This is a genomic window from Bradyrhizobium zhanjiangense (assembly GCF_004114935.1).
Lineage (GTDB): Bacteria > Pseudomonadota > Alphaproteobacteria > Rhizobiales > Xanthobacteraceae > Bradyrhizobium > Bradyrhizobium zhanjiangense.
This window is the reverse complement of record NZ_CP022221.1, coordinates 2,596,418-2,622,038: the sequence shown is the minus strand read 5'-3', so window position 1 is coordinate 2,622,038 and position 25,621 is coordinate 2,596,418. Positions and strand designations below refer to the sequence as shown.

Here is a 25,621-nt window from a genome sequence, read left to right as displayed (position 1 = left end):
TTTCTTTCTTTGGGTTTTTAACCATGACTTCGGTCGTGAGCGGCAGGGGCGCACTTGTCATCGGCGGTAATCGCGCAAGTGAGGCGGCGGCCGACGATCGCCTACCAATTCTGCGCTAACGCTGTAGCAAGTGCTCTGCGACGCAGCATCCTTGTTCCTCTTTCAGCGGCTTGGGGAGATCCTGCGCCCGGTTTCGTCGAGGCCGATCTTGTTGCTCACAGCGGTCCTTCGGCGCGGGGACGCTCGGTCTCACGGACATCGCGACCGGTTGGACTGAATGCGCGCCACTTCTGGTGCGCGAACAGAGGTTGTTGAGCACGGTTCTGACCGAACTTGGTAAACGCTACCGTTTGCGGTCCTGGGGCTGGACACCGACAACCACTCTATGTTCATGAATGAGACCTTGAAAGAATATTGCGAACAGGCTGAGGCGTCTTCACGCGCTGTCGCCCCTACCGCAAGAATGATCAGGTCTTTGTCGAGCAGTGGTCCGCCGAATGGTCGGCTACCGTCGATTCGAGGGGCTCGAAGCGGCCGCTTTGCTGGCTCAGCTTTACCGTTCGGCTCGCATGTTGGTGAACTTTTTCCAGCCATCGTTCAAATTGGTACGAAAGGAACGCGACGGAGCGCGTGTCCACAAAACGTACAGCGCCCCCGCGACCCCACATCAGCGGCTGGTTGCCGAAGCAAGAACACCTGATGCCGTCCGCGCCCGCGTCAATGAATTCTATGCCGGCGTGGATCCGGTCGCCTTACTGGGCGATATCCGAGCCGTGCAGGAGCAGTTGGCCAATCTGACGGACGCCGCCCCAGCAAGCCATCCAACTGCTATGCCGCCGATCGAACAGTTCTTGTCGAGCTTGCGAATCGCGTGGAAAGATGGGACGCCGACCGACAGGGCAATTGAGAAGCCGAAGCGAGAGCGGCGATGCCCTGATCCGCTCGTCAAGGCTACGCCACAGCGGCGCGAATGGTTCGAGACCAGCAGCGAACTCCTGTCCAACCTTCAGGCAGAAAACCCCAGGGTCTATCCGCGCAAAGTACTCCGAACTCTTCAACGTCGTCTAAAATTGTGGCGCAGAGAGCAAGCAAGCGCACTGGTGTTTGGCTCTGGGGAAAACGCGGCACAAAGCGACGTGATCGTCACATCACCGGAAAGCCCGCCGCTGCTGGATGAAGGAACGGCGGTGCGAAGTAGACCGGTGATCGACCGTGCTCAAGGCTGGCGCGTTGCGCCACCGCCTTCGGCGGCTGGCGGCCTTGACCACGCTCGATCACCGGTCTGTTGGCTTTGCAAGCGCTCGGTCGAGGACCGAGCGCGACATCGGCGCGCTCGAAATGCCCAGTTGCGCGACCGGCTTCCTTCGCTCCCTGGCTAGGGAGCAAAATAGATGAGGCAACAATAGGTTTATCGGGAACATCGCTACATGCCGCAATACGAATGTCCACCCAGATTGTCGCGCCGTAGGTCGATTGCCAATCGCCCCATGGGGCCGTTCCGGCTATTCGGGAGAATGGTTGCATCATTCGCAACCCAGGACGCAACATAGGCATCGCCAATGCGGGGCGTTGCTTCAGTGGACAGGTTCAGCCCCTTCGACGTCAGCTGTAGTCCCGACTCGCTGCGGAAGTTGAAGATCGTTGCGTCGCCAACGAACGTCTTTTCAACAATACGTCCCAGTATCCCACCTGAGGTTCCGGCGGAGAGACGCAAATGCTCGGGCCGCACACAAAGCGTCCCATCTCCGTCCGCACCGGTCCACTGCGCGGCAGGCAACGTCTCGCCTGCAGGACCGTGGACGATGCCGGATCTGAGTTTGGCGGGTATAAGATTGACCTCACCGACGAAACTTGCCACGAACAAGTCGGCCGGCTTGCGATAGATCTCCTGTGGTGTAGAGACCTGCCGAATCCGGCCCTCGTGCATCACGGCGACTCGGTCGGACATGGCCAGCGCTTCATCCTGATCGTGCGTCACGTAGACCATCGTCTTGCCGACTTCCCTGTGCAGAGTCTTGATTTCGTTCCTGAGATGCTCGCGCAACTTCCTGTCGAGAGCGCCCAACGGCTCGTCAAGGAGCAGAACAGGCGGATCGAAAACAAGTGCACGGGCTATCGCTACTCTCTGTTGCTGCCCGCCGGACATTTGGTGCGGGTAACGTGAGGTTAAAGCACCGAGGTGCACCTGATCGAGGACCCGGCGCACGCGGCTTTCGACCTCCTGGTTAGCCACGCGCCGCATACGAAGCGGGTAGGCAACGTTCTCGGCGACCGTCATATGCGGGAAGAGAGCATAGTTCTGGAAAATCACACCGAGTTCGCGACGGTGTGGTGGCAAGCGCGTGATGTCCGTCCAGCAGCACCCGACCGGTGTCCGGCATTTCGAAACCAGCGATCATCATCAGAGTCGTTGTTTTTCCGGAGCCGCTGGCACCGAGCAACGAAATGAACTCGCCGGGCGCGATAGAAAGATCGACATCGTCGATCGCGGTGACGCCACCATACCGCTTTTGCAGGTTCTGCAGCGCAATGCCGCCGGTTTTCACGTGAGTGCCGCTCGCCCTCGAGTTCATCAACACTTCAGCTCCAAAGAGTACTTTGAGTACATGCGTCTCTCTTCGTTTGTTCGATAGGTCTGAGTCATCGGGTAGTCTTGCCGCGCCCCAGCACGGCACTCACAACAATCACAGTCGCTGCGAACACCATCTGCAGTGTGGCCACGGCCGCAATGGTGGGGTTTATATCCTGCCTGATCCCTTCCCACATTCGCATGGGCAATGTGGTCAGCCTTCCGATACCGAGGAATAGCACGTAGACGACGTCGTCGAACGAAGTCAGGAAGGCGAAGAAGGCGGCGACGATGAGCGCCGACATGACGAGCGGCACGATGATGGTGCGGAAGGTGACCAGAGGACCGGCGCCAAGGCTGCGGGCGGCACGTACGTCGGGTTGAGGTCGCGCAAATTGGCAACGACGATCACCACCACGAAGGGGATGGCGTGAACCGCGTGACCAAGTGCTAAACCGAATTCCGTACCTTGAAGCCCTGCTCGCACCAGCACGAAATAAGTCGCGACCGCTACTACAATGGTCGGCAAAATGATCGGCGAGAGAACAAGGGCGATCATCGCGCCGCGACCGCGAATGCCACCGCGCGATAAGCCGAAGGCGAGCATGCCGGTCGCCATGCCCGCCGCCATGAGTGCAATACGGATGCTAACGAAAGTGGCGCGGAGCCAGAGCGGATCGGAAAGATAGGTTTGATAGTTGCGCAACGAGTAGCTCGGCACCGGGAAGACGAAGTAGGACGAAGCGCTGAATGACAAATACGCAACAATCAGTACCGGCAGCAGAAGCTGTACTGCCAGGAAGCCTGCAAAAATCGGAACACCTCGGCCTCCCATGGAGGGGAGCCAGCGGTCAAGCGCGTTTGCCACAGAGCCGCCCCCCATCAACCAGTGGGTGCCGAGTTGGCGCCGGCCAATGGCTTTCGATCCGACCTTGTCATCAGAGAATCCCAAAGGCTGCTCAATCGGAAAAAAAGGCGAGCCGATCCATAAGAAAATTAGGACCGTTACCAGGAGAACCATGGAAAGAGCGGAAGCGAAGTTCCAGTTGAGCAAATCAACGACCTGAGCGCTAATCTCCATTGTGATCATGACATCCGACAGACCACCGAGTAGTGCGGGCGTGACGTAAAAGCCCAGACAGCAGATAAACGCCAGCAGTACCCCCGCGACGACACCCGGAAGGCTGAGCGGCAGAAATATTGTGAGGAAGGCGGCGATTGGGCTCGCGCCGTTCGCCCTCGCAGCTCGTAGCAGCTTTTGATCTATGCTCGCCATGACCGTCAGCATCGGCAAGATCATTAGCGGCATGATCACGTGAGTCATACCGACGATCACACCGAATCGGTTGTAGAGCATCGGAACCGGCTGCGAGACCCAGCCGAGTTCGAGCATTATCTGGCTGACGATGCCGTTGCGTCCGAGGAGGACGACCCACGAGAAGGTCCGCGCTAGAACGCTCGTGAAATAGGGTAGCACGACTGCAACCATCAGAAACGTGCGCAGCACTGGTCCGCCTGTTGCGAGAGAGTAGGCGATCGGGTAGCTGAGCACGAAGCTGAGCGCCGTCACAGTTACGCCGATCTCCAGCGTGTTCCGCAACACAACAATGTAGGCAGGATTGTCACCAATCCGCAGGAAATTCGCCAGGGTCCACTTTGGCATCCCGAATGAGAGCAATAGAAGCTCCGTCAGCGTCATCCAGGGACCACGTGCTGAGGGCTGATCTGGTCGGTTAGGAAGATCTCGTGGAATGTTGGTCACGAGGTCACCATGTCAAAGGATAGTCGTAGGGATGGCGATAAGGATAGGCATACGCCTATCCTCGAAGACGGCGCCGATACGCTGCAACGTGTCGAGATCATCACCGGGATCGGCCGGCGCCGGCGCTGGTCGACCGATGCGAAGGGGGCGATTGTCGCGGAGAGTTTTGCGCCTGGTGCAAGCGTATCCGCGGTGGCGCGGCGACATGACATCAGCCCAAGCCTGTTGTTTCTGTGGCGTCGTCAAACGACACGGGCGAAGGTCGCGGATCGCTTGGCCGGAGACGTACCAGCTGGCTTTGTGCCGGTCGCGATCACCGGCTGCAGGGGCACATTGCCGTCGTGCGAGGAGCAGGCGGCGATCGAGATCGAGGTCGGCGCGGTTCGCATCCGCGTCAGGGGGACGGTCGACCGGCGGGCGCTGTGCGAGGTGCTGGCCGCAGTCGGGACGGTTGGCCGATGATCGGGCTGCGACCCGGGTTGTCGATCTGGATTGCGACGCAGCCGGTCGATTTCCGTCGCGGCATGGACTCGCTGGCGATGCTGGTGAGCGAGGCGTTTGGAGCCGATCCGTTCGACGGCGGACTTTATGTCTTCCGCTCCAAGCGCCGGGATCGCGTGAAGATCCTGACCTGGGACGGAAGCGGCCTCGTCCTTTACTACAAGAGAATCGAAGGACAGTTTACTTGGCCGCCGATCAAGGAAGGCGTCATGCCGCTATCTCATACTCAGCTCTCGGTGCTGCTCGATGGCTCAGACTGGAAGCGTGTGCCGATGCGTGTTGTGGATCAGCCATCACGAGCTGGTTGATCCGTATCGATAGTAGTTCGTCACTCATGCGGAGCTGTTGTAGAATCACTCTGCATGAGTGATTTGCCTTCCGATCCAGCATTGCTGCGACAAACCGTGATGACGCTGTCGTCACGGCTTGCGGCGTTGTCGGCGGAATGCAGCACGCTTTCGGCCGAGCGTGATGCGGCGATCGCCCAACGCGACGCTGCAGTCCAGGAGAACGACAAGCTCCTGATGATCCTGTCCCAGTACAAGCGCACGATCTTCGGTCCACGCTCCGAGACACTGGATCCCGGACAGCTGTCTCTCTTCACCATCACGGCACAGGCGGCTCGTGCCGCCACCAACGACGACGTGACCGGAGGCAGGCTGCCTGACGGAGCGGAGGGCCGTGGAAAGCGATCGGCGCGACGCAACCGGGGGAGCCTCCCGGAGCATTTGCCGCGCATCGATGTCGTGATCGATATCGAGAGCCACATCTGCTCCTGCTGCGGCGAGCGGCTGCACAAGATCGGGGAGACCGTCAAGGAAGCCTTCGACGTCATTCCGATGCAGTACCGGGTCAAGCGCATTGTGCGTCCGCGGTACGGGTGCCGGGGATGCCGCCAGGGTGTGGTACAGGCACCCGCGCCGGCCCAGGCGATCGACGGTGGAATGGTGACGGAAGCCTTGCTGGCCCACATCGCCGTGATGAAATACGGCTACCAGCTGCCGCTGTATCGCCAGGAACAGATGTTTGCCGCCCAAGGCATCACGCTCGACCGGCAGACGCTGGCCTCGTGGATGAGCCGCGCCGCCTGGTGGCTGAAGCCGCTTCACACGCTGTTGCGCGACAAAGTGATGTCCTACCCGCGGCTGTTTGCCGACGAGACGCCGCTGCCGGTTCTCGATCCCGGCCGTGGCAGGACCAAAGTCTGCCAGTTCTGGGCGATCGCCACCGACGACCGTCCGTGGGGCGGCCCGGCGCCGCCGGCGGTGGTTTACGTGTTCGCCGAGGATCGCAAGGCGATCCGCGCCAGGCAGCTGTTTGGAGATTACGACGGCATCCTGCAGGTCGACGGTTATGCCGCCTACAAGAGCCTGATCAGGAACGGCGGCTCTCTGGTGCAGCTGGCGTTCTGCTTCGCGCATGCGCGGCGGAAGTTCTGGGACGTTCACGTCGCGACGAAGTCGCCGATTGCCACGGAAGCGCTGCAACGGATCGCGATGTTCTACGCCATTGAGGATCGCATCCGCGGTCTGCCGGCGGCGGATCGGGCTGCGGTGCGGCAAACCGACACCAGGTCGCTGATCGAGGACTTCAAACCCTGGCTCGAGGCGCGACTGCTGGAAGTCTCGAAGAAGTCCGGTCTGGGCAAAGCCATCCGCTACACCCTCAACCATTGGGACGGCCTGACGCGCTTTCATCGACGACGGACGCATTGAAATAGACAGCAATACGGTCGAGCGCAGCATCAAGCCAATAGGCCTGGGAAGGAAGAACTACTTGTTCGCCGGCAGTGAAGGCGGCGCCGAGACATGGGCCATTCTCGCGTCGCTCATCAACACGGCAAAGCTGCAAGACCTCGACCCGCGGCATTATCTGACCGATGTTCTCGAGCGCATCGTCTCTGGACGTACAAAGATCAATCAGCTGCACATGCTGTTGCCGTGGAATTGGAAGGCCGAGCGCGACAGTTCGCAGGCAAAGCTCGCCGCCTGATCAGTTCGACGGCAGAGCATCTGGAACTTCCTGCGCATCGCTGGCGTCGTCATAGATCTCCTCGCGGATCACGCGCAGCGTCATCTCGTGCAGATAGACTTGCAACGCCCTCTCCAGCTCGGTGAACTCCGGCAGCAGAACTTTGTCGACGAAGCCTCGTGACGCACGGATCATCACGGTGTTGCGTCGCTGCCGGTGATAACGAAACGGCCGCAGTCCATATCGACGGCAAAGCGCCAGAAAAAGGTGCCGCGACCACTGGTCAGGAAGTGAGAATTGCTGCTCGATCGGCGGATCGTGGCGAGCCAGCTCCTCGACCCGGGCACGCACCCGCTGCAGCGCAGCTTCCGCCGCAAGGCGCTCACCAGCAGTTCCCGCACCCGCGAACAACGCCTCGATCTTCCGAAGCTTCTCGCGCAGCTGCGACTCGCTGGTCATTCCGAGGTCCCCGTTGCCCGCTCCAACCCGCGATCACCCCATCATCACGCAACGGCAGCGTCAATCACCTCGATCGGGCAATCCAAAGCATTCCGCGCAAGTCAAGGCCGGGCGCGGTGATCCTCTCGTGACGCTCACGATTCAACGCGGCATCTACCTGGCGCGCGGCGACAGCTTGGCCGCATCGCGCCGCTTGGCGACATCGGCGTAGTAGGTCGGGGGGGCGATCAGCAAGACCTTGCAAATCGGCTCAACCCCATGCGCCCCACGATGGTCATCTATGAGGGCGATCATGGCTCGAACCGGCGGTCGAGCTCCGCCATCGCAAAAATAGGCGCTCGCCTTGCGCAGAATCTCATTGGTCGGCCGAAGCGCTCGGTTCTCCCGTTCCAGCGCCTTCAGCTTCTCGGCCATGTTGGTCGGAACGCCGGCTCGCTGCCTGCTGTCGATCTCGGCCTTCTTGACCCACTCATGCAGCGTTTGTGGCGTGCAGCTAATCTTGCCTGCAATCGAGCTCACCGCGGCCCAGCGCGGAGGATGCTCGCTGGCGTGATCCAGAACCATCCGAACCGCACGGGCTCGGACCTCGGGGAACACTGGTTCGTCGTCTTGCTTGTCATGGCTCGATGCTCTCAGGAGTTGGAGATTCCGGCAAACCCGAGGCGGTTCAGAGCGTCGGCGGCGCGCGTGAAATCAGTGCTTCTCCGCTCCACACTTTGATTCTGCCCCCTCACGCATTCACCTAAGCTGAACCGCGAAGCGCCTATCGCAATATCAAGGGGCCGCCTCGCAAACTCAATTGAACTTCGGCACGCGGTGGAGCGCCAACATAGGAATGCGTCGAAAATCGCAGCGATACAACGCACCATTCATGACCAGCGATTGGCGTGATTGTGGCTGCCGCAGAAGACATCGATGAACTGTACTGCCCGAGTCGGAAGGCGATTTCGTGCGCAAGGTGCCGTTGACAAGCAGCAATCCGGCTATAAACGCCCCAAAATTGCAGTGGAAGATCCATCTAGTCACTGTTATCTGCGCCCTCTTCGGTTCGCAATCGACCGTTTCAATTCGCGGCAATCGAAGCTGACGCGGGGCGCTTTATTCATGAACGGTAGCAAGGGCATCTATCTGGTCGCCCGCCGCTCAGCAGTCCAATGAAGCCGCAAGGACGCGAACGAGTAGCATTCCCGACCAGGACTTCGTTTCTGAGCCCAGCGCTTCGGCAAAAACATCAATTTAGGGCAACGTTGCCTAGGTAGAAATCAATGGCCCCAGTTAGCCGCACTGCTCCAATCCATTTACTTTTCAACGTTACCTCGGACCTGTATTCAAAGTACAGGGACCTATCATAGCGGCGTTAAAGTCGCGCAAAATAGATGTCTCACCTGAGATCGTCTCACCGCAGATGGTAGATTATATCGTTTATGCGCCAGGTGGCCCCACGGAGGATTTCCGTCCATTCATTAATACAAAAGCTGTATTGTGCCTCTGCGCGGGTGTCGAGAAGATCATAAATAACCCGACGCTGACGGGCTCCACTGTGTCGCATGGTTGATGAGGACTCCGGCAAGGCATGATTGAGTGGGTTGTGGCTCATGTAATGCGCTCTCATTTGGAGAGTGATCGCTATGTCTGTCAAAAACCCGCGGGATGGATACGTTATATTCCACCCCTTGCGACTGACAGGTCAGTCACCGTACTCGGTCTTGGGCAGCTAGGCAGCTACTGCAACTGCGCTTTCAGGTCTAGGTTTTCGCGTGATTGGATGGAGTCGGCACACACGAGAAATCTCGGGAGTCCGCTGCCTTTCAGGCCTGGATAATCTAGCAGTCGCGCTATCCAGTGCGGAAATTCTGGTTGCGCTCTTGCCAGAGACGCCTCACACCATAAACCTGCTCGACGCCAAAGCGCTAAGGCTACGGTAGCGTCCACCTCGCGATCGCGTACACGCGGCTGGCGGACGGCGACCGGACCGATACCGGTCATCACCTCGCGTTCCGGCTGGTGACCGTGGCGCACGACGCGCTGGTGGCCGTCCGCGGTCTTCAAATCGGCATGCTTGCCGAGAAAGTCCGCAACCTCGGCCTCGACCGCCTGGGCCAACAGAGCACGCGCCCCATTGCGCAAGATTTCGGTGAGTTGATCGTCGACGTTTCCTGGTTGAATCAGCTTGATGATGTTATCTTTGGACACCGCATATCGCTCCTTCGGTGGAGAAGTGGAGGCGTCAAGCACCCCCACGATATGCCGCCTTTCCAACTCCCGCCGTCACCAACTTTCAGCGATAGCTCGAAGCGCAATTCGAGATCGACGCTGTTAGCTGAATAAAAGCTCTCCGCTTTGAGAGGCATTGTCCCTTCGGACGAGGACTTCAGGTGAGCCTTTGAGAGCGGCGGCCGGTGATAGGGCAGCTCCGGCTCCTCACTCACAATAGTTATGGCTTCACCGTATCCGCTCTCGCGTGCTTGTGACGCAAGTTCACATGCGGCATAGGAACCGCCGACAATCAGCAACCGTTGACGCATAGAATTTGCAGAATGAGGATGCGGACAGACTGATCCAGTCGATCAGCCTTGGACTTCTGGTGGATGCTGTGGCCGCGATCGCCGGCCTATCCGAATCCGGCACTAGGTGCCAGCGTTACTGTCAACCCGTCCAATTCGGCGGAGAGCTCGATCTGACAGGAAAGCCGCGAGTTCTCTTTGCGGTCCTCGGCGAGCTCCAACATCGCGTCTTCGGTTTCGCTGACAGGCTCGAGTCTAGCGAACCAGGCTTCATCCACGTACACATGGCAAGTCCCGCAGGACGCACAGCCTCCACACTGCGCTGTTATGTTCAGTCCCCCCTCACGAATCGCCTGCATTAGAGTTTTCGCGCTCGGCTCATCGAGTACGGTTAACGTGCCCTCTTGGTCGTAAATCATTACCTTCATTGTGAAGCGTTCCTAGAACAGCACATGTAAGGGACCATATGAGCGATGAGAAAAACCACGAAACCGCGGTGGCTCCTTCGCCGGATCAAGACGCAGATTTGGAAGGCGATTGATGAGTGCTTTGACGCACTCGCGGATTTCAAGTCGCGCAAGTTGTATGCCCGACTGACATTGAACGCCAAGTGATCGGTTGGTCGCGTTCGCTTCAAATCGATCATACGTGGGCAAGCATAGCGTTCAGGGTCTCGATTCGCTGCGGCATGCAAAAGGCAAATCGAGTCGTCCTTCTTGATCATTGTGCCGGCCAGCGACACGTCTCGATTGGCATTTCTGAACCGCCACTGGAGTGATCCAGCCGCAATGTCTCTTCGACGAGCGCGCTAAGAGCACCTTCCTGATCTTTGGTCACCGTCTCGCGCACCGCGGGTTCAGACAAGAGTAGATAAATCGTATTGGCAATGGCATTCGCGGTTGTTTCACCCGCGCCAAGGGCCAACTCTCTCGTATGCGCCAAGACGACTTCTACACCGACTTCACCGTATTCCTCCTCGGCTCGCGACCAAAACCAGCTGATAAAGTCATCCCCCCGGTTACCCCTTCGCTCGAGTACCCGCGGCAGGAGAACCTGGTTCAACTCGTCGGACGCAGCCTTCGCCTTCCGCGTCAATTGCTCGCCGGTGTATTTCATGCCGACGCAAGCCACGATATCCCTATGCCACCGGAAGATATTGGCCATCAGAGCGTCGCCCCTCCAGGGAAGGTCGAAAAGCGATCCCATGACCCGGCTCGGCACTTCGTCTGCAAGCTCACGGACCAGCTCGGCGCTCCCCCTGCTGGCGAAACGATCGATTGCGTCGTTGATGACAGGGATGACATGCTTGTCACGATATCGGGGCATGACCGGAGCACCAAGGAGCTTGAGGTAAACCCGACGCATACGCGTGTGTTTCTCACTCTTAGCTGGCTGGAAATACCGGTCTCGCCTCCCTTGAAGTCGTGCACTTGAGGAGGCTCATCTGCAAAAAAAATCCCGATATGTGTCCTCATCCGACTCAATCGCCTTGCAAGCCTCTTGCGCAATAGCACATAGCTCGGAACTGGGTCCTCGTTGGCGAGCGACAGCATGGACCACTCTGGGGAAGACGGCAAAATAGCGGCTGTATTCATACCTATTTCCTTGACCGGATCCTTTAGCCTTTATTTGTAAGAGAGTAAGCGAGAAACGACGCCCGAGATCGGTTAATTGGTGCTCGCCACCTTCGAAATTCGGCGCCGATCTTTCGCGTGCGGCTTTTTTCAGTCGCCGACAGCTGGTAGAGCTGCGATAGAATGCGCTCGTTGCGCCGATGATATTCTCATCCTGTATCGCGAGCTCGGTGGGCGGCGGTCCTGGAACTCCTGAGAGTGGCCGCAAGAGCATATCCTGCCAGAGATGGGTATCATCTCTACCTCGCGCGCTGCTCTTCGGCCACCAGCCCACTGGGGCGTGGAACTACGCGGTCCGGCGACACGCGCGAAGCTTGCCATTGACCTGCCACTGCGTATTTCCTCCAGAAGGAGTTAGAGTCCGGCCCGAAGAAGGACGGACAGATGAAGCGAGCAAGGTTCACGGAAGAGCAGATTATCGCGGTATTGAAGGAGCATGAGGCTGGGGCGAAGACAGCCGACCTGGCTCGCAAGCACGGTGTTTCCGAGGCGACGATCTACAATTGGAAGGCCAAATTCGGCGGCATGGACGTTTCCGAAGCGAAGCGGCTGAGGGCCTTGGAAGAGGAGAACGCGAAGCTGAAGAAGCTTCTGGCCGAGCAGATGCTCGATGCGGCCGCACTTCGCGAGCTCCTTTCAAAAAAATGGTAGGGCCCGCCGCCAAGCGCGCTGCGGTCGCGCATCTGCAGGCCGTCATGAGCCTGTCGGAACGGCGGGCCTGCTCGATTGTGGGGGCGGATCGGAAGATGATCCGCTATCGCTTCAGCCGCCCGCCGAACGCAGTTCTGCGTGGCCGATTGCGCGATCTCGCCAACGAGCGGCGGCGTTTCGGCTATCGCCGGTTGTTCGTCCTGCTGCGGCGGGAGGGCGAGCCCTCGGGGATCAACCGGATCTACCGGCTTTACCGCGAGGAAGGGCTCACCGTCCGCAAACGGCGGGCTCGCCGCAAGGCCGTGCGGACCCGTGCCCCGATCCTGGTCGAGGCGAGGCCGAACGCGCGCTGGTCGCTGGACTTCGTCCACGACCAGTTCGCCAATGGCCGACGCTTCCGCATCCTCAACATCGTCGACGACGTCACCAAGGAATGCCTGGGCGCCATTCCGGAGACGTCGATCTCGGGGCGGCGCGTGGCCCGCGAACTGACGGCAATCGTCGAGCGACGCGGCAAGCCAGGAATGATCGTGTCCGACCATGGCACCGAATTCACCTGCAACGCCATGCTCGCTTGGTGCAAGGACGCAGCCATCGATTGGCACTTCATTGCGCCGGGAAAGCCGATGCAGAACGGCTTCGTCGAGAGTTTCAATGGCCGGATGCGCGATGAGCTACTCAACGAGACCCTGTTCTTCGATCTCGTTGACGCCCGCGCCAAGATCGCCAACTGGGTCGCCGACTACAATCTCCAGCGTCCCCACTCGTCGCTGAAATACCTGACCCCCGCGGCCTACGCCGCCCACCTCACCGCAACGGACGATCGGCTGCGCAACCCCGACCAGCTCCGCCGATCGTCCGTTGCTCCATCCGCGCCACTTGGCGTACAAAACCTCAAGACTCTAACTGCCGCTGGATGAAAATGCAGTGGCAGGTCACCATCGACAAAGCGAAAGCGAACATTCGCTGGCGCTCAATGGATCGCCCTGCGGTTCTGGGCGCCAACTAAGCGCAAACTAGATCTAATATTCCTGGTTCTCTAGGGCCACCATAGGCGGACCTTCCATCAGATTGGGCGATGCGCTTGAGCATGGTGGGCTGGAGCGCAGAAGGCCGCACTCCAGCACACAAAAGGCAATCAGGTTAGTATCCAATTTAGGAGGCGCTTGTTGACTGCATCCAAATTGTCCGCCCAATACGTCTCGTTGACGATGAGGTTATTGGGGTTGGTCAGATCCGGTTGCCATTTCAGAGCCGCCGTCGACAACATCGTCATGGCCTTTTTGGACACGGGCGTCAACACAGCTTCATTTTGTAGGCGCGCTTGAACTTCCGGTCGGAGCGTGTACGCGATGAATTTCATCGCGTTTGCCTTATTCGGCGTGCCCTTGACGACGACATTGAAAGCCTTGGAAAGCGTGACCTGATCAAACGAGAACGCGAGTGGCACTCCGCCCCCGGGTTCCGTCGTCGGTCTTACTCGACTCGGAAAGGTAATACTGAAGTCGACTTCGCCAGTCTGCAGAAGAGAGGATGATTGAGTGGCATTCGACGACCAGGTGGCGATGCTGGGCTTGAGTCGGTCGAGCATTTTGAAGGCCCGGTCCAAATCCAAAGGGTACATTTCCTTTGGAGTCACCCCGTCGGCTAGCAGAGCTGCCTCCAATGTCCCGTTAGGTGACTTGTTAAGCGCGCGGCGCCCTGGAAACTTCTTTATGTCGTAGAAATCACCAAAGGTAGCTGGATGTTTTCCGGGGCCAAATCTGCTGGGATCCCATCCAATACCTGCGGTGTAGAGATATTCGGCGACAGCGTCGTCTTTTGGAGGAACAACTAGGTCGTTCGAATTAAACAAGGAAGGGTCAAGCTTTTCCCAGAATCCTTGCTTCGACCCAAAAGCGGCCTCCGCGTCGGTGCAGGTATAAACGTCAATTCCGATATTGCCCGTAAGCTGCATTGCCTTAATTTTGTTGATGCCAGGACTTGGCACGAACCTAATACTAATTCCCGTTTCATCGCTGAAAGGCTTAGTGACGTTCTTGGTGTAGGCTTCTTGCCAACTCCCGCCCAATCCTGTGACTGCAAGCGAATTGGACTCGTCGGCCACGGCCGAGGTCTTGAGTACCGTCGGCGCTGCAATCACCCCGGCCACTCCTGCAAGGAAGCCACGGCGTGAAAATCTTGCAATGCGTTTGTTCATGGACGTCCCCCTGGATTGTTGCTCAATCACTCACAGACCCTATCAACGCGAAAAGCATGATTTCATCAAAAACTACGGAACATCGCCGCATTTACCGCACAATTGGGGATATTGCGCAGAAATACCACGCGAGTTCTGCCCCCTGTCACTAACTAGATGCCGTAATGGGCCCTGCTCCGAGCAAGGGGTCATGATGGTGGCTGTCCCCCGATAGATGATGAAACGGGGTCACGACTTGAGTCGGCCCCAAGCATCTAGAGACGGAGGACAGCCATGGAGAACTATGCCGGAATCGACGTGTCATTGGAACTGTCGAGCGTGTGTGTTGTGGATGCCCAGGGTAAGGTCCTGAGGGAGGCGAAGGTCGCAAGCGAACCCGACGCCTTAGTTGAGTTTTTTGAGACGCTCGGCTTTGCAGTGAAGCAGATCGGGCTGGAGGCTGGGCCGCTGTCTCAATGGCTGCATGCGGGGCTGAGAGAAGCAGGATTCGAAACGGTTCTACTGGAAACGCGGCACGTAAAGGCCGCATTATCGGCGATGACGGTCAAGACGGATCGCAAGGATGCCCGCGGGATCGCCCAGTTGATTCGGATGGGCTGGTTCCAGCCGGTACACGCAAAGTCGGTCGGTGCGCAGGAGATCCGGGCACTCCTGATCGCACGCAAACAGCTTCTTGGGCGACTCATCGATGTGGAATTAAGCATCCGAGGGATTTTGCGCGGCTTCGGGCTGAAGGTTGGCCCGGTGACGCGGAGGAATTTCGAAGCGCGGATCCGAGAGTTGGTGGCTGGTCAGGCGACATTAGAGCGCATTGCCGGTGCGATGCTTTCGGCGCGATCTGCCTTGAAGGCGGAGTACGGAAGGCTACACAAAGCTGTGCTGGCAACTGTGCGTGACGATGCGGTCTGTAGCCGGCTGATGACAGTGCCAGGCGTTGGTCCACGATCGCGGCGACATAGCCGTCGAGCATGGGAAGACTCATGGCGACGGGATGCTGCTCGGCGCGAGCCGTGCAGCCAAGGCTCAAGCTCGTCGAGCGGCATCGCGGCTGCCGCCATCGATGACGAAGATGATGATGATGATGATGAACGGCGGCGCCGGCTCATGCAGCCTCCCGTGCACTGAGCTCGCGGGCCGCCTTCCAGTTCCAGGGGAGCAGTTCGTGCAATCGCGCGCGCCGTCTCGGGTTGCAGGCGCTCGATCACTTCGTGAGCGAACGGCGACTGCATCGCGTACACCTCGACGAATTTGCGGCGGGCATGGGCGAGACAAAAAGCGAGCTGGATCGCGCCGCCATGACCGCGAGCAAACGTTTTGTAGGCGGCATAGCCATCCACCTGCAGAATGCCGGAGAAGCCGGTCAATTGCCCGGCGATCTCCTCGGTGCCGCGGCCATCGGCAAACACATAGGCGACCGCCGGCGGCGATGGGCCGCCCCATGGGCGATCATCCATCGCATGCGCCCAGAACTGGCAGATACGAGTGCGATGTCGTCCGGGATCGAGCACCGGCATCGGCGTCTCGTCGCAGAACAGCCGCGGCGAAGCCTGGATCATCCGCAGCTGAAGCTCATAAAGGCTCTTGAGCCACCATGCCGCACGCTTCACCCAACCGGCGAGCGTCGCGCGGTCGAGATGGACGCCCTGGCCGGCCAGGATCTGCACCTGGCGGTACAGCGGCAGATACCAGGCGAACTTCGAGACCACCACGTGAGCCACCAGTACCGTCGATATCATTCCGCGCTCAACCAAACGCGGCAGCACCTTCGCCTGGACCACGCCGTCGGCGCAACCGCGGCAGGCGTATTTGGGATGAACCGTGCGCAGTACCCGCAGGATCGCCGGGATCACGTCCAATACCTCGCTCACATCCTCGCCGATCCTGTGCAGAGCGCCCTGACAGCACGGGCACGCTGTCGTGTCCGGCTCGACCACCTGCTCGCAGCGCGGCAAGTGCTTGGGCAGCGCACCGATGTTGCGCCTCGCCTTCTTGCGTGGCTTCCCCAGCCGGCTTCGTCGCAGGCGGACCGTCGTTGGCTGGCGCAAGTGGTGTGACGCCGGTCGCGAGATCGTCCAGTCCGAGCGCGAGCTGCTCGGCCACGATCACCGCCAGCCGCTCCGAGCGCTTCTCGAAAATCATCTCTTTGAGCGTCTGCACCGCCACGCGCAGCTTCTCGTTCTCGGCGTCAAGCGCGAGCACCATCTCGGTTAGCGCTGCTGGATCGGTCGGGAGAGCGTCGGGGCGAATCGCCATGATCAACCGATACATCCGCGCGCCACAGGCTTCAGCGAAATCCTCACCTCTCAGCCGACAACCGCCGGCTGCTTCACAGGCTTGGGTGAGACACGCGTCCACTCCAGCGCGCCGAGCAGTATCGCGAGCTGCGTCGCAAGAGATGCACCGCGCCATCGCGGATCAGCGGCCAGGTGAAGCGCCCCTGGTGCAGCCACTTCGTCACCAGCACCATGCCGCTGCCGTCCCACGCCAGAAGCTTCACTCGGTCCATGCGCTTGCTGCGGAACACGAAAACGTCGCCGCAGTATGGGTTCGCGCGCAACGCTTCGCTCACCAGCGCCGACAGCGTGTGCACCGACTTGCGAAAGTCGACCGGCTGTGCCGCCAGCACCAGCTTGAGGTCAGACCGTAATGCAATCAACGGATGTCCCGAAGCACTGTCGAAAGCGTCGCTAGCTCCACTCCCGGGCTCGACCCGGATGCGTGCCCCGCCCACCTCGATCCTGATCATCCCGCCAAGCTTGCCTGCGGGCGATGCCATCTGCGGCAGCACCTTATGCGCGGACGCTAACCGGTCCGGCTCGTCTGCCGTCGCCGGTCCGCTCTCGGAACCGATCCGGACCGGCACGAAGCCTGGCGCCTGAAAGCTCGCTGCCGTCGCGAACTTGCGCAGCCACACCGTCAGCAGCCCACGGACAACGCCATGGCGCCGAGCCACCTCGGAAATATTGGCCCCTTCCTCGAAGCTCTCCGCCACGATCCGGGCCTTCTCTTCCGCCGTCCAGTGCCGTCGCCGACGCTGCGCCGTGATCACCTCGATCCGACGATAGGCGCCGCCTTCCTGCCTGGCATCAAGCATGGCTTCATGCATGGCATCTGCCATAGCCCACCTCCAAAAGACAGGTCATACCCGGCTGTATCGCAGCTCATTCGCGCGATCCCCAGGTGGGGGGCTCATGCCGGTGACCTTGTTTCGACAATTGAACCAAGTACGCCGGCCCCGACGCCAGCGCTGACAACGTCGCCCATCACTCACACGCACCACTAACCTGGGAGCATGTCGAGCGCTATCGCGAGTTGTGGAAGGGCACTTTCGCACCCAAGGGAATCATGCACCCCGAAGATGCGATCCGCGCGCACTCACTTGGCGTCGATGGCATCATCGTCTCAAACCATGGAGCGCGCCACCTCGATAATGCTCCGGCACCGTTGGTCGTCTACCCGCGATCAGTGACGCAGTGGGCAATAGAATGACGGTGATGCTCGATGGTGGCATCCGTCGCGGACACGACGCGCTGATCGCCCTTTGCATGGGCGCCAAGTTCGTCTTCCAAGGCCGTCCGACGCTATATGGCGTCACTGCCGCCGGAGCGGCCGGCGCCGCGAAGGCTCTTCCGATCTTTCACCGCGAGATCGACATAACCATGGCCCAGATGAGGCGCTACCAAAATCGCCGATCTCGGATCTCGGACCGCGCTTTTTGATGGCAAGACGAAGAACGTCTTGCGGCGTGCCCGCCTCAAAAAGTGGCAGACTAGCAATCGTTAACTTCGATCTTCAGCGATCATTCTCGCCCGGCACGCTAGGAGCGTGCACGACGCCAACCCGCGGCACCTCCATCTCGGAGTCCAGATTCGCGACATGACTCGCGAAATCTCGGAAGTTGGTCATCGCGATACCAGTATGGATGGCAATCGCGTGGTCTAGTCGACCTCGGCTATGGTAGCTTCATGGTGATGCCTTGCGCTTCTTGGAGGAGACGCAGCTCTGGTAGATTGAGTCCAAGTCCTTGCCACATGCTTAGATGCCGACCGAGTGATGAGCGACGCGGGTAAGCTGAGTCGCACAGGAGTTCCATGCATCAATACAGTTGGTCGAAAGCTCGTCGTGAGCACGCGAAGCGCAAAAGCAAATGGGTAATGGATGCCGCAGTTCCCCGCGTTTTGGCGAGCACGTCCGGGGCGATCGAACAGCTGGTTTGAGCGGCCGTACGTGTTCGTCGGCTGCACGATGGATGCGTCCGGTTGCCATTCGGCGTCAGAACCCAATAGCCGATTTGCGCTGGTCAGGCTACTTCAGTCGATGTCAGGCTCTGTTGAGGCCGATGTTGCGACGATTGCATGAATGTGGTTGCCCGGCAGCCGCTTCGGAGCAAGGGAAATGGAAGTGCCCCTATCAAAATTGACCTAACGGAAAATCTGCGAGCAGGCGAAAAGCATTACTCATTGAGCTTAAGCGCACTCAGCTCCTGAAGTCGCCTCAAGGTCATGCCGGGCGCCATGGCACGTACCATGAAGCCGTTCGGCGTAAGATCGAACACGGCCAAATCGGTGTAAACGCGCTTAACACATGCCACTCCCGTCAAAGGGTAGGTGCAACGACGAACCAGTTTGGATTGCCCCTGTTTTGTCAGCAATTCCATCATTATGAAGACCTGTTTCGCGCCCACCGCAAGATCCATGGCGCCACCGACTGCTGGAATGGCGTTGGTCTCGCCCGTTGACCAGTTGGCCAGGTCAGCCGTTTCGGATACCTGCAACCCACCGAGAATGGCGAAATCGAGATGTCCACCTCGCATCATGCCAAATGAAATTGCATGATCAAAGAAGCACCCGCCTGGCATAAGTGTGACGGGCTTCTTCCCGGCATTGATCAGATCCCCGTCCACCTGTGCGTCTGCCGCCATAGGGCCCATTCCCAGGATGCCGTTTTCGCTATGAAGAATTATATCCTTTTCAGGCTTCAGATAGTTGGCCACTAACTCCGGCATGCCGATTCCAATATTGACCACCGATCCCTCGGGGATATTGGCTGCAATCAACTGAGCGATCTCGTTGCGAGTCCATGCTGTATAGGTCATACCCGCTACCTCGCCTTCTAGTCCGCAATGACGAAACGGTTGATGAAGATACCAGGTGTCACGACCACTTCGGGGTCGATCTCGCCCAGCGGCACCACTTCAGTCACCTCGGCGATGGTTACCTCTGCAGCAGGCGCCATCACGGGGCCGAAGTTGCGGGCTGCCTTGCGGTACGTCAGGTTGCCCCAGCGGTCCGCGGTCTTTCCTTTGATCAGTGCGAAGTCCGCTTTGATGGGATATTCGAGAACATACGACCTGCCCGCTATCACCCGCGTCTCCTTGCCTTGTGCCAAAGGCGTCCCGAATGAGGTAGGACAGTAGAAAGCGCCGATGCCGGCGCCGGCGGCGCGAATGCGCTCGGCAAGATTACCCTGTGGCACCAGTTCGAGTTCGATACGCCCGCTGCGATAGAGATCATCAAAGACTTGCGAGTCTGCCGACCGGGGAAAAGAGCAGAGAATTTTTCTGACGCGCCCCGCTTTCAATAAAGCGGCAAGGCCGGTAGTTCCGTTACCAGCATTGTTGGAAACCACTGTTAGGTCCTTGGCTCCCTGCTCGATGAGAGCTTCGATCAATAGGGTAGGCATGCCTGCGCCGCCGAAGCCACCGACAAGGATTGTGGCCCCATTGTGTATGTCTGCGACGCAGGCCGCAGCCGTCGAATACTGTTTGTCGATCATGGTAGTTCCTCATTCAGCGCGTTCGAGCAAGACTGCTGCGCCCTGCTCCACGCCGACACACATTCTGCAGATCGCATATCGCCCACCAGTGTTCCGCAATTGTGTGGTGGCGGTCGCGACAACGCGGGCACCGCTCATACCCAGCGGGTCGCCGAGTGCGATTGCGCCGCCGTTCGGATTGACCCTCATGTCATCGTCAGCGATACCTAGCTGGCGCAGCACGGCCAGCCCTTGAACAGCGAAAGCTTCGTTCAACTCGATCACGTCAATGTCGTCGAGACTGATGTCTATGCGGTTCAGCAGGCGGCGCACCGCCGGAACTGGGCCGATCCCCATGACTCTGGGAGCCACCCCGGCCGATGCAAAGCCAAGGACCCGGGCACGCGGGGTAAGACCGAAATCTCTGACCGCCTTTTCTGACGCGAGCAGCAGCGCGGCAGCCCCGTCGTTGACTCCCGACGCATTGCCCGCAGTCTGCGTGCCATCGGGGCGCACGATACCCTTTAGCCCAGCCAATGAGCTCAAGGTGGTATCGGGGCGAAGGTGTTCGTCTCGGTCGACGACTGTTGGATCACCTTTCTTGCGGGGAATCGCGACCGATACGATCCCTTGGGCCAAGCGACCGCTCTTCTGAGCGGCAATCGCCTTCCGTTGGCTTCTCAATGCGGATGAGTCTAAGTCTTCGGTAATGAAGTACTTGCTCGCAAGCATCTCGGCAGTCTCAGGCATTGAGTCCACGCCATACATCGTCTTCATTTGGATTGACGAAACGCCAGCCAATGGTGGTGTCAAATATCTCACAGCTACGCGAAAATGGGGTTTCGGCCTTGCCCATCACGAATGGCGCACGACTCATGCTTTCCACCCCGCCGGCGATGTTCAGGTTGCGCGCTCTTATCGATCGGGCCGCAATGCCGACTGCTTCCATCGCGGAAGCGCACAAACGGTTTACCGTTAGACCGGAAACGATGAGCGGCAGGCCTGCGAGCAGAGCCGCCATACGGCCGACGTTGCGACTGTCCTCGCTGGACGCAATAACGGTCCCTGCTAAATCGTCGGGGCGTACGCCAGCCAAGCTGCCGCCATACCGTCCGATTGGCGTGCGAATGGCGTCGCAGATGAAAACGTCTGTCACTCTGGTCATTCTCCTCTGATGATCATGTACATCAGACGTTATTGATCTTTAGTCTCAGCTTTGTGGCTGACGCATTCTGCGATTTGCATCGAGACATCGAGGCACTCGCTTGGAGTCTGACGAAAGAGACCTGGATGCTTGTGACGCACGGCCGTACCGAGAAGATGTAGTCACCGACCGAACGATATATGCAAATCTCACGTCGGCTAGAGCTACCCCCTGAGCCATGATGGGCTCTGGTCGAGCGGCGTGCGATAGACCTCAGTGTCATCGTAACCAGTGACGCGAACCGCACAGCCCTTGTCCTGTAGCTCTGGATACACAATACGAAGTTCAGTCGCGAGTTGATTGGCTCGATCGGAAGCAACTTCGATGTTCTCTAGAATGAGGCCGCCTTGAGTCCTGTGCTCATGGCCAACTACAAGATCAAAATTGTAGTACGGCATCCGGAAACATCCTTTCACTGCGAGCGTGTTCTACGTTCGCTCTTGCGAGCTGCTGGACACATTCCTATGTGGAGGACTTGCGCAGTCCGCGCTAATCTAAGAGACTCTGTTCCATTTATTGCAGTAATATTATCGAAGCTTCTGAGCTGAAGTTCTCCAACGTTGAACTTCGTTTCGGTGAAAAACTGCATCCTGTTGGTGAAGGAGCGCGCTTTTATGCGATTGATTGTCTCAGCCTAAGTGGGAGACAGGCGCCTGGTCGAGCAGCGCGTCGTTCTCGATTTCGATAAACGGTTGATAATCGCATCATGTCTCGACTGTAGGTAGTATAGGCGTCATGTAGCGGGGCCGCCGTACGGTTCTCTTCTTCGGTAGTTCGAGAAGGGCCGCATCGATGAGGCAAGAACACCCTTATTGGGAAGATGCCGGCAAGGGCCGGTACGTAACGGGGGCAACGATATCGCGGGTACGATAGCTCCCGACCTCATTGCCATGGTACATCTGACTGCGAGCTAAAAAATTCAGCACTTGCGCGAGCATTAGCGATCAGTTCGCCGCGGTCGCGGATCTCTGCAGCCGAACCAAAGGTAGAGATAGCCGAATGAGGCGCCCCGCTTCGTTGCCGAGCAACGTCCTTTCAGATTTGCCTCGTTGAGATCAGATGTGACTCCCTCGGCGAGGTGCGAGCTTAAAACTGCGCTAAAGGATGATCGTGCAGCTCGAATGAGTCTAGATCTGCCGACGTATATCACGAAGGTTCACGGCGTCGAAAACCACGGAAAGTCATTCTGCGAGACAGGGAGCGGCGCGATGAGCGGGACGGCTTCCTCGCCAATTTGCCGGCTGTTGGCAGCCCTCGATCAGCGGCTGCGCGTGACTGGCGCGAACCCCTTCGAACGGACATCGCTCACCGATCCCACCGTGGCGCGAGAAGGTATGCGCGCTCGGCGCCTGCTAAGAACTCAAGAGAATGATCATCATCGAATGCACGACAGCGGCATCAGCGCCTTTCGGAGCGTGAGTTGCGAGCCGTCGCTCGCTCGGTGACTGCATGGCTTGAGGCCGTAGCACCATCCTTGCCAAATAAACAATCTCGCGTTTCACGTTAGGTGAGTGGATTCCCGATCTTGCGGTAATTACTAGACTTGGAAAATTCTCCGTCAGAGATACCCACCGCGGAAGGTAACTAGTGGACTGACCTTCTCCGCCTGCAGGTAGGCTGCGATGCGTCCGATCGCAATGACGGTCTCAAAGCGCTCGATTGTTTCCTCGAGCTCACAGTCGAGAACGCCCACGGCCGATTTCAATATTGGCGCTCCCGTCGCGAGCGTCGTCCATTGATCCGGGACAAAGCGGTCGGTGCCTTTGAGCGGGCCCTGGCCGCCAAAGTTGCGCGCAAGCTCCTCCGTTCCAACGGGCAGATAGTTTATCGCAAAGTGCTTGGCTTCAAGCACAGCCGCAAGCGCCGAGGTCGTCTTGCCAATCGAGATCAGCATGGTTGGCGGGTCGAAAGTAAGGTGAGTTACCGAGAGTGCGAGAAAGCCGGCGGGCCCGGATGAGCCGCGCGCGGTCACAACGGCAGCGCCAATTGCTCGCATACCCAGCGCGCGCCAGAATGTCTTTGCGTCGGAAATGGTCTGCATGGTTACCTCTTGCTGCATAAGCTTGCTGTGGATCGCCTCATGCCGCCTGCTCGCGTCTAACGCATATCAAATTGACTACGAAATCCATCACGACAACAAGTCCAGGGCAGCGGATAGCCATGTCGCTTCCGTCGATGGAAGAAGTGGAGGCGGTCTAGGGGCCGTTCGGAACTCTCGAGCAATCGTGTAAAAACCCCGATGCGTACTCGTAGAATGCCCCATGAACAACCGAAGGAGGAAGTTGCAGCAACCTACAATGTTCCCGGGTAAGCGCCGCCATCGAGCAGGATGTTCTGCCCGGTGATGAAACCGGCGTTTACTCCGCACAGGAACGCGCAGAACAAACCGAGCTCCTCGGGTTTTCCATGGCGGCCGGCCGGGTTGGTTTTGGTGCGCTCGACGAGCCGTTGCTCCAGCGTGATGCCGAGTTTTTCAGCTTCGGCTCTTGCGGGGCCGAGCGTACGATCTGTCGCAAACGGGCCGGGCAGCAGCGCATTGATGGTGACATTATTGATAACCGTCTTACGCGCTAAGCCTGCGATGAAGCCTGTAAGGCCCGCACGCGCTCCGTTGGAGAGGCCGAGACTGTCAATCGGCGCCTTCACCGTACACGAGGTGATATTGACAATGCGACCGAATTTACGCGCCATCATGCCGTCGACCGTTGCCTTGATCAGCTCGATCGGCGTCAGCATGTTGGCATCGAGGGCCTTGAGCCAGTCGTCGCGGGTCCAGTCACGAAAATTGCCGGTCGGCGGCCCGCCGGCGTTGTTGACGAGAATATCCGGATCTGGGCAGGCTTTGAGCACAACCTCGCGGCCCGCGGGAGTGGTAATGTCTCCGACCACCTCGGTCACGGTAACGCCGGGATTGGCTTTGCGGATTTCGTGCGCGGTCGCTGTCAGCGCCTCCGCTCCGCGCGCTGTCAGAGTGACATCGACGCCCTCACTCGCCAGCGCCATCGCACAGGCGCGTCCCAAACCCTTGGAAGAGGCGCAAACGATGGCGCGGCGGCCCTTAATTCCGAGATCCACTATCTTATTCCTTTTGATCGATGTTCCCGAAAACGCTTCGTCGCCTGACCCGCTGGTCGCCTCTCGATACTTAGTTTTCGATTACTTGAATGGCGCGGGCGCCGACCGGGCTAGAGCTCACAATTAGGGGTCTGGAATTTGCGAATGAATGCCCCAAGAAACTCTCGGACAGCGTGGATTTGATCTTCGCTGAATCCGGAGAGGCATTCCGCTTCGTAGAGGTCGTACCTAACTTGGACCGCATCGCATTTTGCTTGGCCGGCGTCCGTCAGCGATGCTTTCCCTTTGGAATCTAGAGCAATCAGGCCGCGCTCGCTCAATTCCGCAATCGCATCTGTACAGTCGGCCGGCGCGGCGAAGATATGCTGAGCGAGATCCGCGATATTCTGTCCGGGGCGCATGCCTAGACCATACAACACCCGGCTGTGTAGATAATTCAGGCCCTCTGCCCGGCGGTGTTTTTCGAACCCACTCACACGCAGCCGAGTCACATCTAGCAGCAATGATGACAATGCGGTCATCGCCTTGGATTGAGGCTGCGCAGCCGATGGCGCCTCCGACACAGATTGTAGCTGAGGATGCGTCTGGGCAATAGCATAACGGCTCTGGACGAATAGAAGCGGCTTTCCCGCATATCTTACGAACCGACGTACTCTACCGATAATAATCCAATGATCGCCACCCTCGAGGGTAGCTTCACGTTCACATTCAAATAGAGCCACAATTCCAGAGAGCACCGGACAACCATTCTCCCCCTTGAACCATTGGACACCAGCAAACTTGTTATCCGATGAACTGGCAAAATTCTGTGAAACGCTGATCTGATCGTCGGCCAGGACATTGATCGCAAAGTGCGTCGTCCGCTCGAAAGCAGCAGCGCTGCGCGAAGATCGGGCGATCGACCAAAGCACGAGCGGAGGATCCAGCGACAGAGACGAGAATGATCCCACCGTCGTTCCGACGAGCCGCCCGTCGAGCTCCGTGGCCATGACTGTAACGCCAGCACCGAACTGACCGAGACATGTTCGGAAAGCCCGCAGATCGAGCTCGGGCTTTCCTTGATCTAGGACAGCAGGCCCCATCAACGCATCCTGAACTTCAGCCTTCGGGTGCATGCTCATTTACCTATGGGATGTTTTCGCTCGGACAACCTTCGCAAACGTCACAATCACCGCGTCGCGAGGTGCCTATTTGATGTTTCCACGGACGCCCCACTGTTTTCGACTGAATTTATCCCCAAGACGCAGAAATCAGGTGCAAGGTAGCCGCCTGAGCGTGAAAAACGCCAACGGCTTGGAAAGTTTGGAGATATTGCGAGCACCGCTTGGACGCAGCCC

General features: G+C 58.8%; 20 protein-coding genes, 11 pseudogenes and 1 other annotated feature. Of the genes and pseudogenes, 10 read left to right on the top strand and 21 right to left on the bottom strand.

Annotated elements, in window-relative coordinates; all coding sequences use genetic code 11:
- Nucleotides 1-132: 132 nt before the first annotated feature.
- Nucleotides 133-1,112: pseudogene (locus XH85_RS12380) on the top strand (ISNCY family transposase); the annotation flags it as partial.
- A 311-nt stretch (nt 1,113-1,423) separates the two neighbouring features.
- Here the strand turns inward: XH85_RS12380 and XH85_RS46485 are convergent.
- Both XH85_RS46485 and XH85_RS46475 read right to left on the bottom strand, forming a co-directional pair.
- The gene (locus tag XH85_RS46485; RefSeq protein ID WP_245474234.1) at nt 1,424-1,927 is read right to left on the bottom strand and encodes a TOBE domain-containing protein; all 504 of its coding nucleotides are present in this window, start codon (nt 1,925-1,927) and stop codon (nt 1,424-1,426) included.
- Nucleotides 1,928-2,122: 195 nt separating this feature from the next.
- A pseudogene (locus tag XH85_RS46475) lies at nt 2,123-2,441 on the bottom strand (ATP-binding cassette domain-containing protein); the annotation flags it as partial.
- Between XH85_RS46475 and XH85_RS46470 the strand changes: the two are divergent.
- A complete protein-coding gene (locus XH85_RS46470) occupies nt 2,346-2,633 on the top strand; it encodes a hypothetical protein (protein WP_245474319.1) in 288 nt (95 codons plus the stop codon). The pseudogene XH85_RS46475 and the gene XH85_RS46470 sit on opposite strands and share 96 nt — an antisense overlap.
- A gap of 7 nt (nt 2,634-2,640) precedes the next feature.
- On the opposite strand, the gene XH85_RS45750 is transcribed toward XH85_RS46470, so the two are convergent.
- Nucleotides 2,641-2,892: an ABC transporter permease gene (locus XH85_RS45750; protein ID WP_245474231.1), complete on the bottom strand. Its 252-nt coding sequence runs from the start codon at nt 2,890-2,892 to the stop codon at nt 2,641-2,643.
- Nucleotides 2,835-4,268 carry an ABC transporter permease subunit gene (locus XH85_RS12365; RefSeq protein WP_128932049.1) on the bottom strand — a complete coding sequence of 478 codons (1,434 nt, stop codon included), beginning with the start codon at nt 4,266-4,268 and terminating at the stop codon, nt 2,835-2,837. Before XH85_RS12365 ends, XH85_RS45750 begins: the two co-directional genes overlap by 58 nt.
- 72 nt (nt 4,269-4,340) lie before the next feature.
- Here XH85_RS12365 and tnpA (XH85_RS47915) point away from each other — a divergent pair, with 72 nt between their 5' ends.
- The 3 genes and pseudogenes from tnpA (XH85_RS47915) (at nt 4,341) to tnpC (XH85_RS12350) (ending at nt 6,824) form a co-directional block, all read left to right on the top strand.
- On the top strand, nt 4,341-4,793 hold the full coding sequence (tnpA, locus tag XH85_RS47915) for an IS66-like element accessory protein TnpA (RefSeq protein WP_128931954.1): 453 nt from the start codon (nt 4,341-4,343) through the stop codon (nt 4,791-4,793).
- Nucleotides 4,790-5,140, top strand: a complete 351-nt coding sequence (gene tnpB / locus XH85_RS12355) for an IS66 family insertion sequence element accessory protein TnpB (RefSeq protein ID WP_128931953.1) — start codon at nt 4,790-4,792, stop codon at nt 5,138-5,140. The genes tnpA (XH85_RS47915) and tnpB (XH85_RS12355) overlap by 4 nt, the downstream gene beginning before the upstream one ends.
- 99 nt (nt 5,141-5,239) lie before the next feature.
- Nucleotides 5,240-6,824 (top strand): annotated as a pseudogene (tnpC, locus tag XH85_RS12350) (IS66 family transposase).
- Here the strand turns inward: tnpC (XH85_RS12350) and XH85_RS12345 are convergent.
- A complete protein-coding gene (locus XH85_RS12345; protein ID WP_128932048.1) occupies nt 6,825-7,262 on the bottom strand; it encodes a hypothetical protein in 438 nt (145 codons plus the stop codon).
- 156 nt (nt 7,263-7,418) lie between these two features.
- A pseudogene (locus XH85_RS12340) lies at nt 7,419-7,882 on the bottom strand (transposase); the annotation flags it as partial.
- Nucleotides 7,482-7,599: a sequence feature (AL1L pseudoknot), on the bottom strand. It overlaps the preceding pseudogene by 118 nt.
- Nucleotides 7,883-9,019: 1,137 nt before the next feature.
- Between XH85_RS12340 and XH85_RS47910 the strand changes: the two are divergent.
- Nucleotides 9,020-9,187: a hypothetical protein gene (locus tag XH85_RS47910; protein ID WP_128937232.1), complete on the top strand. Its 168-nt coding sequence runs from the start codon at nt 9,020-9,022 to the stop codon at nt 9,185-9,187.
- Here XH85_RS47910 and XH85_RS12330 read toward each other — a convergent pair.
- From XH85_RS12330 to XH85_RS12320, 4 genes and pseudogenes are all read right to left on the bottom strand, one after another.
- Nucleotides 9,186-9,455: pseudogene (locus tag XH85_RS12330) on the bottom strand (IS256 family transposase); the annotation flags it as partial. The gene XH85_RS47910 and the pseudogene XH85_RS12330 overlap by 2 nt on opposite strands.
- Nucleotides 9,428-9,787, bottom strand: coding sequence for an FAD-dependent oxidoreductase (locus tag XH85_RS47905; protein WP_420837877.1), 360 nt, complete (start codon nt 9,785-9,787; stop codon nt 9,428-9,430). The pseudogene XH85_RS12330 and the gene XH85_RS47905, both read right to left, overlap by 28 nt.
- A gap of 86 nt (nt 9,788-9,873) precedes the next feature.
- On the bottom strand, nt 9,874-10,194 hold the full coding sequence (locus XH85_RS12325) for a 2Fe-2S iron-sulfur cluster-binding protein (protein WP_128932047.1): 321 nt from the start codon (nt 10,192-10,194) through the stop codon (nt 9,874-9,876).
- Nucleotides 10,195-10,486: 292 nt separating this feature from the next.
- Complete coding sequence (locus tag XH85_RS12320) at nt 10,487-11,092, bottom strand: cytochrome P450 (protein WP_164940752.1); 606 nt, start codon at nt 11,090-11,092, stop codon at nt 10,487-10,489.
- Between the two features lie 692 nt (nt 11,093-11,784).
- Here XH85_RS12320 and XH85_RS12315 point away from each other — a divergent pair.
- Nucleotides 11,785-12,971, top strand: a protein-coding gene (locus XH85_RS12315; protein ID WP_128932045.1) for an IS3 family transposase whose coding sequence is annotated in 2 segments (ribosomal slippage) — nt 11,785-12,037 and nt 12,037-12,971 — 1,188 coding nt in all. Because the reading frame shifts where the segments join, the coding sequence is not laid out codon by codon here.
- Between the two features lie 218 nt (nt 12,972-13,189).
- Here XH85_RS12315 and XH85_RS12310 read toward each other — a convergent pair.
- A complete protein-coding gene (locus XH85_RS12310; RefSeq protein ID WP_128932044.1) occupies nt 13,190-14,251 on the bottom strand; it encodes an ABC transporter substrate-binding protein in 1,062 nt (353 codons plus the stop codon).
- 273 nt (nt 14,252-14,524) lie between these two features.
- On the opposite strand from XH85_RS12310, the pseudogene XH85_RS12305 reads away from it, so the two are divergent.
- Nucleotides 14,525-15,193: pseudogene (locus tag XH85_RS12305) on the top strand (IS110 family RNA-guided transposase); the annotation flags it as partial.
- Nucleotides 15,194-15,498: 305 nt separating this feature from the next.
- On the opposite strand, the pseudogene tnpC (XH85_RS46460) reads toward XH85_RS12305, so the two are convergent.
- A pseudogene (gene tnpC, locus XH85_RS46460) lies at nt 15,499-16,185 on the bottom strand (IS66 family transposase); the annotation flags it as partial.
- A 37-nt stretch (nt 16,186-16,222) separates the two neighbouring features.
- On the opposite strand from tnpC (XH85_RS46460), the gene XH85_RS46455 reads away from it, so the two are divergent.
- Complete coding sequence (locus tag XH85_RS46455; RefSeq protein WP_245474038.1) at nt 16,223-16,462, top strand: hypothetical protein; 240 nt, start codon at nt 16,223-16,225, stop codon at nt 16,460-16,462.
- Nucleotides 16,463-16,554: 92 nt separating this feature from the next.
- Here the strand turns inward: XH85_RS46455 and tnpB (XH85_RS12290) are convergent.
- Nucleotides 16,555-16,907: pseudogene (gene tnpB / locus XH85_RS12290) on the bottom strand (IS66 family insertion sequence element accessory protein TnpB).
- 45 nt (nt 16,908-16,952) lie between these two features.
- Nucleotides 16,953-17,345: pseudogene (tnpA, locus tag XH85_RS47900) on the bottom strand (IS66-like element accessory protein TnpA); the annotation flags it as partial.
- A 209-nt stretch (nt 17,346-17,554) separates the two neighbouring features.
- On the opposite strand from tnpA (XH85_RS47900), the pseudogene XH85_RS47895 reads away from it, so the two are divergent.
- A pseudogene (locus XH85_RS47895) lies at nt 17,555-17,970 on the top strand (alpha-hydroxy-acid oxidizing protein); the annotation flags it as partial.
- Between the two features lie 734 nt (nt 17,971-18,704).
- On the opposite strand, the gene XH85_RS12275 reads toward XH85_RS47895, so the two are convergent.
- The 7 genes and pseudogenes from XH85_RS12275 to XH85_RS12245 all read right to left on the bottom strand — a co-directional run bounded on the left by XH85_RS12275 (nt 18,705) and on the right by XH85_RS12245 (nt 25,399).
- Complete coding sequence (locus tag XH85_RS12275) at nt 18,705-19,346, bottom strand: 3-oxoacid CoA-transferase subunit B (RefSeq protein WP_128932043.1); 642 nt, start codon at nt 19,344-19,346, stop codon at nt 18,705-18,707.
- Between the two features lie 17 nt (nt 19,347-19,363).
- Nucleotides 19,364-20,023, bottom strand: a complete 660-nt coding sequence (locus XH85_RS12270) for a 3-oxoacid CoA-transferase subunit A (protein ID WP_476727233.1) — start codon at nt 20,021-20,023, stop codon at nt 19,364-19,366.
- A gap of 12 nt (nt 20,024-20,035) precedes the next feature.
- A pseudogene (locus XH85_RS12265) lies at nt 20,036-21,161 on the bottom strand (acetyl-CoA C-acyltransferase).
- 212 nt (nt 21,162-21,373) lie between these two features.
- Complete coding sequence (locus XH85_RS12260) at nt 21,374-21,607, bottom strand: hypothetical protein (protein ID WP_128932041.1); 234 nt, start codon at nt 21,605-21,607, stop codon at nt 21,374-21,376.
- A 1,160-nt stretch (nt 21,608-22,767) separates the two neighbouring features.
- Nucleotides 22,768-23,250, bottom strand: coding sequence for a flavin reductase family protein (locus tag XH85_RS12255; RefSeq protein ID WP_245474031.1), 483 nt, complete (start codon nt 23,248-23,250; stop codon nt 22,768-22,770).
- A gap of 251 nt (nt 23,251-23,501) precedes the next feature.
- Complete coding sequence (locus tag XH85_RS12250) at nt 23,502-24,284, bottom strand: SDR family oxidoreductase (protein ID WP_128932039.1); 783 nt, start codon at nt 24,282-24,284, stop codon at nt 23,502-23,504.
- Nucleotides 24,285-24,394: 110 nt separating this feature from the next.
- On the bottom strand, nt 24,395-25,399 hold the full coding sequence (locus XH85_RS12245) for a flavin reductase (protein WP_164940751.1): 1,005 nt from the start codon (nt 25,397-25,399) through the stop codon (nt 24,395-24,397).
- Nucleotides 25,400-25,621: the final 222 nt, after the last annotated feature.

Bases quoted from the DNA above. Each gene is read 5' to 3' on its own strand.
- XH85_RS46485 (WP_245474234.1), bottom strand. From the start codon at position 1,927: ATGCACGAGGGCCGGATTCGGCAGGTCTCTACACCACAGGAGATCTAT.
- XH85_RS46470 (WP_245474319.1), top strand. From the start codon at position 2,346: ATGTCCGTCCAGCAGCACCCGACCGGTGTCCGGCATTTCGAAACCAGC.
- XH85_RS12365 (WP_128932049.1), bottom strand. From the start codon at position 4,268: ATGACGCTGACGGAGCTTCTATTGCTCTCATTCGGGATGCCAAAGTGG.
- tnpA (WP_128931954.1), top strand. From the start codon at position 4,341: ATGTCAAAGGATAGTCGTAGGGATGGCGATAAGGATAGGCATACGCCT.
- tnpB (WP_128931953.1), top strand. From the start codon at position 4,790: ATGATCGGGCTGCGACCCGGGTTGTCGATCTGGATTGCGACGCAGCCG.
- XH85_RS12345 (WP_128932048.1), bottom strand. From the start codon at position 7,262: ATGACCAGCGAGTCGCAGCTGCGCGAGAAGCTTCGGAAGATCGAGGCG.
- XH85_RS47905 (WP_420837877.1), bottom strand. From the start codon at position 9,787: ATGCGTCAACGGTTGCTGATTGTCGGCGGTTCCTATGCCGCATGTGAA.
- XH85_RS12325 (WP_128932047.1), bottom strand. From the start codon at position 10,194: ATGAAGGTAATGATTTACGACCAAGAGGGCACGTTAACCGTACTCGAT.
- XH85_RS12320 (WP_164940752.1), bottom strand. From the start codon at position 11,092: ATGCCCCGATATCGTGACAAGCATGTCATCCCTGTCATCAACGACGCA.
- XH85_RS12310 (WP_128932044.1), bottom strand. From the start codon at position 14,251: ATGAACAAACGCATTGCAAGATTTTCACGCCGTGGCTTCCTTGCAGGA.
- XH85_RS46455 (WP_245474038.1), top strand. From the start codon at position 16,223: ATGTTGCGCCTCGCCTTCTTGCGTGGCTTCCCCAGCCGGCTTCGTCGC.
- XH85_RS12275 (WP_128932043.1), bottom strand. From the start codon at position 19,346: ATGACCTATACAGCATGGACTCGCAACGAGATCGCTCAGTTGATTGCA.
- XH85_RS12260 (WP_128932041.1), bottom strand. From the start codon at position 21,607: ATGCCGTACTACAATTTTGATCTTGTAGTTGGCCATGAGCACAGGACT.
- XH85_RS12255 (WP_245474031.1), bottom strand. From the start codon at position 23,250: ATGCAGACCATTTCCGACGCAAAGACATTCTGGCGCGCGCTGGGTATG.
- XH85_RS12245 (WP_164940751.1), bottom strand. From the start codon at position 25,399: ATGCACCCGAAGGCTGAAGTTCAGGATGCGTTGATGGGGCCTGCTGTC.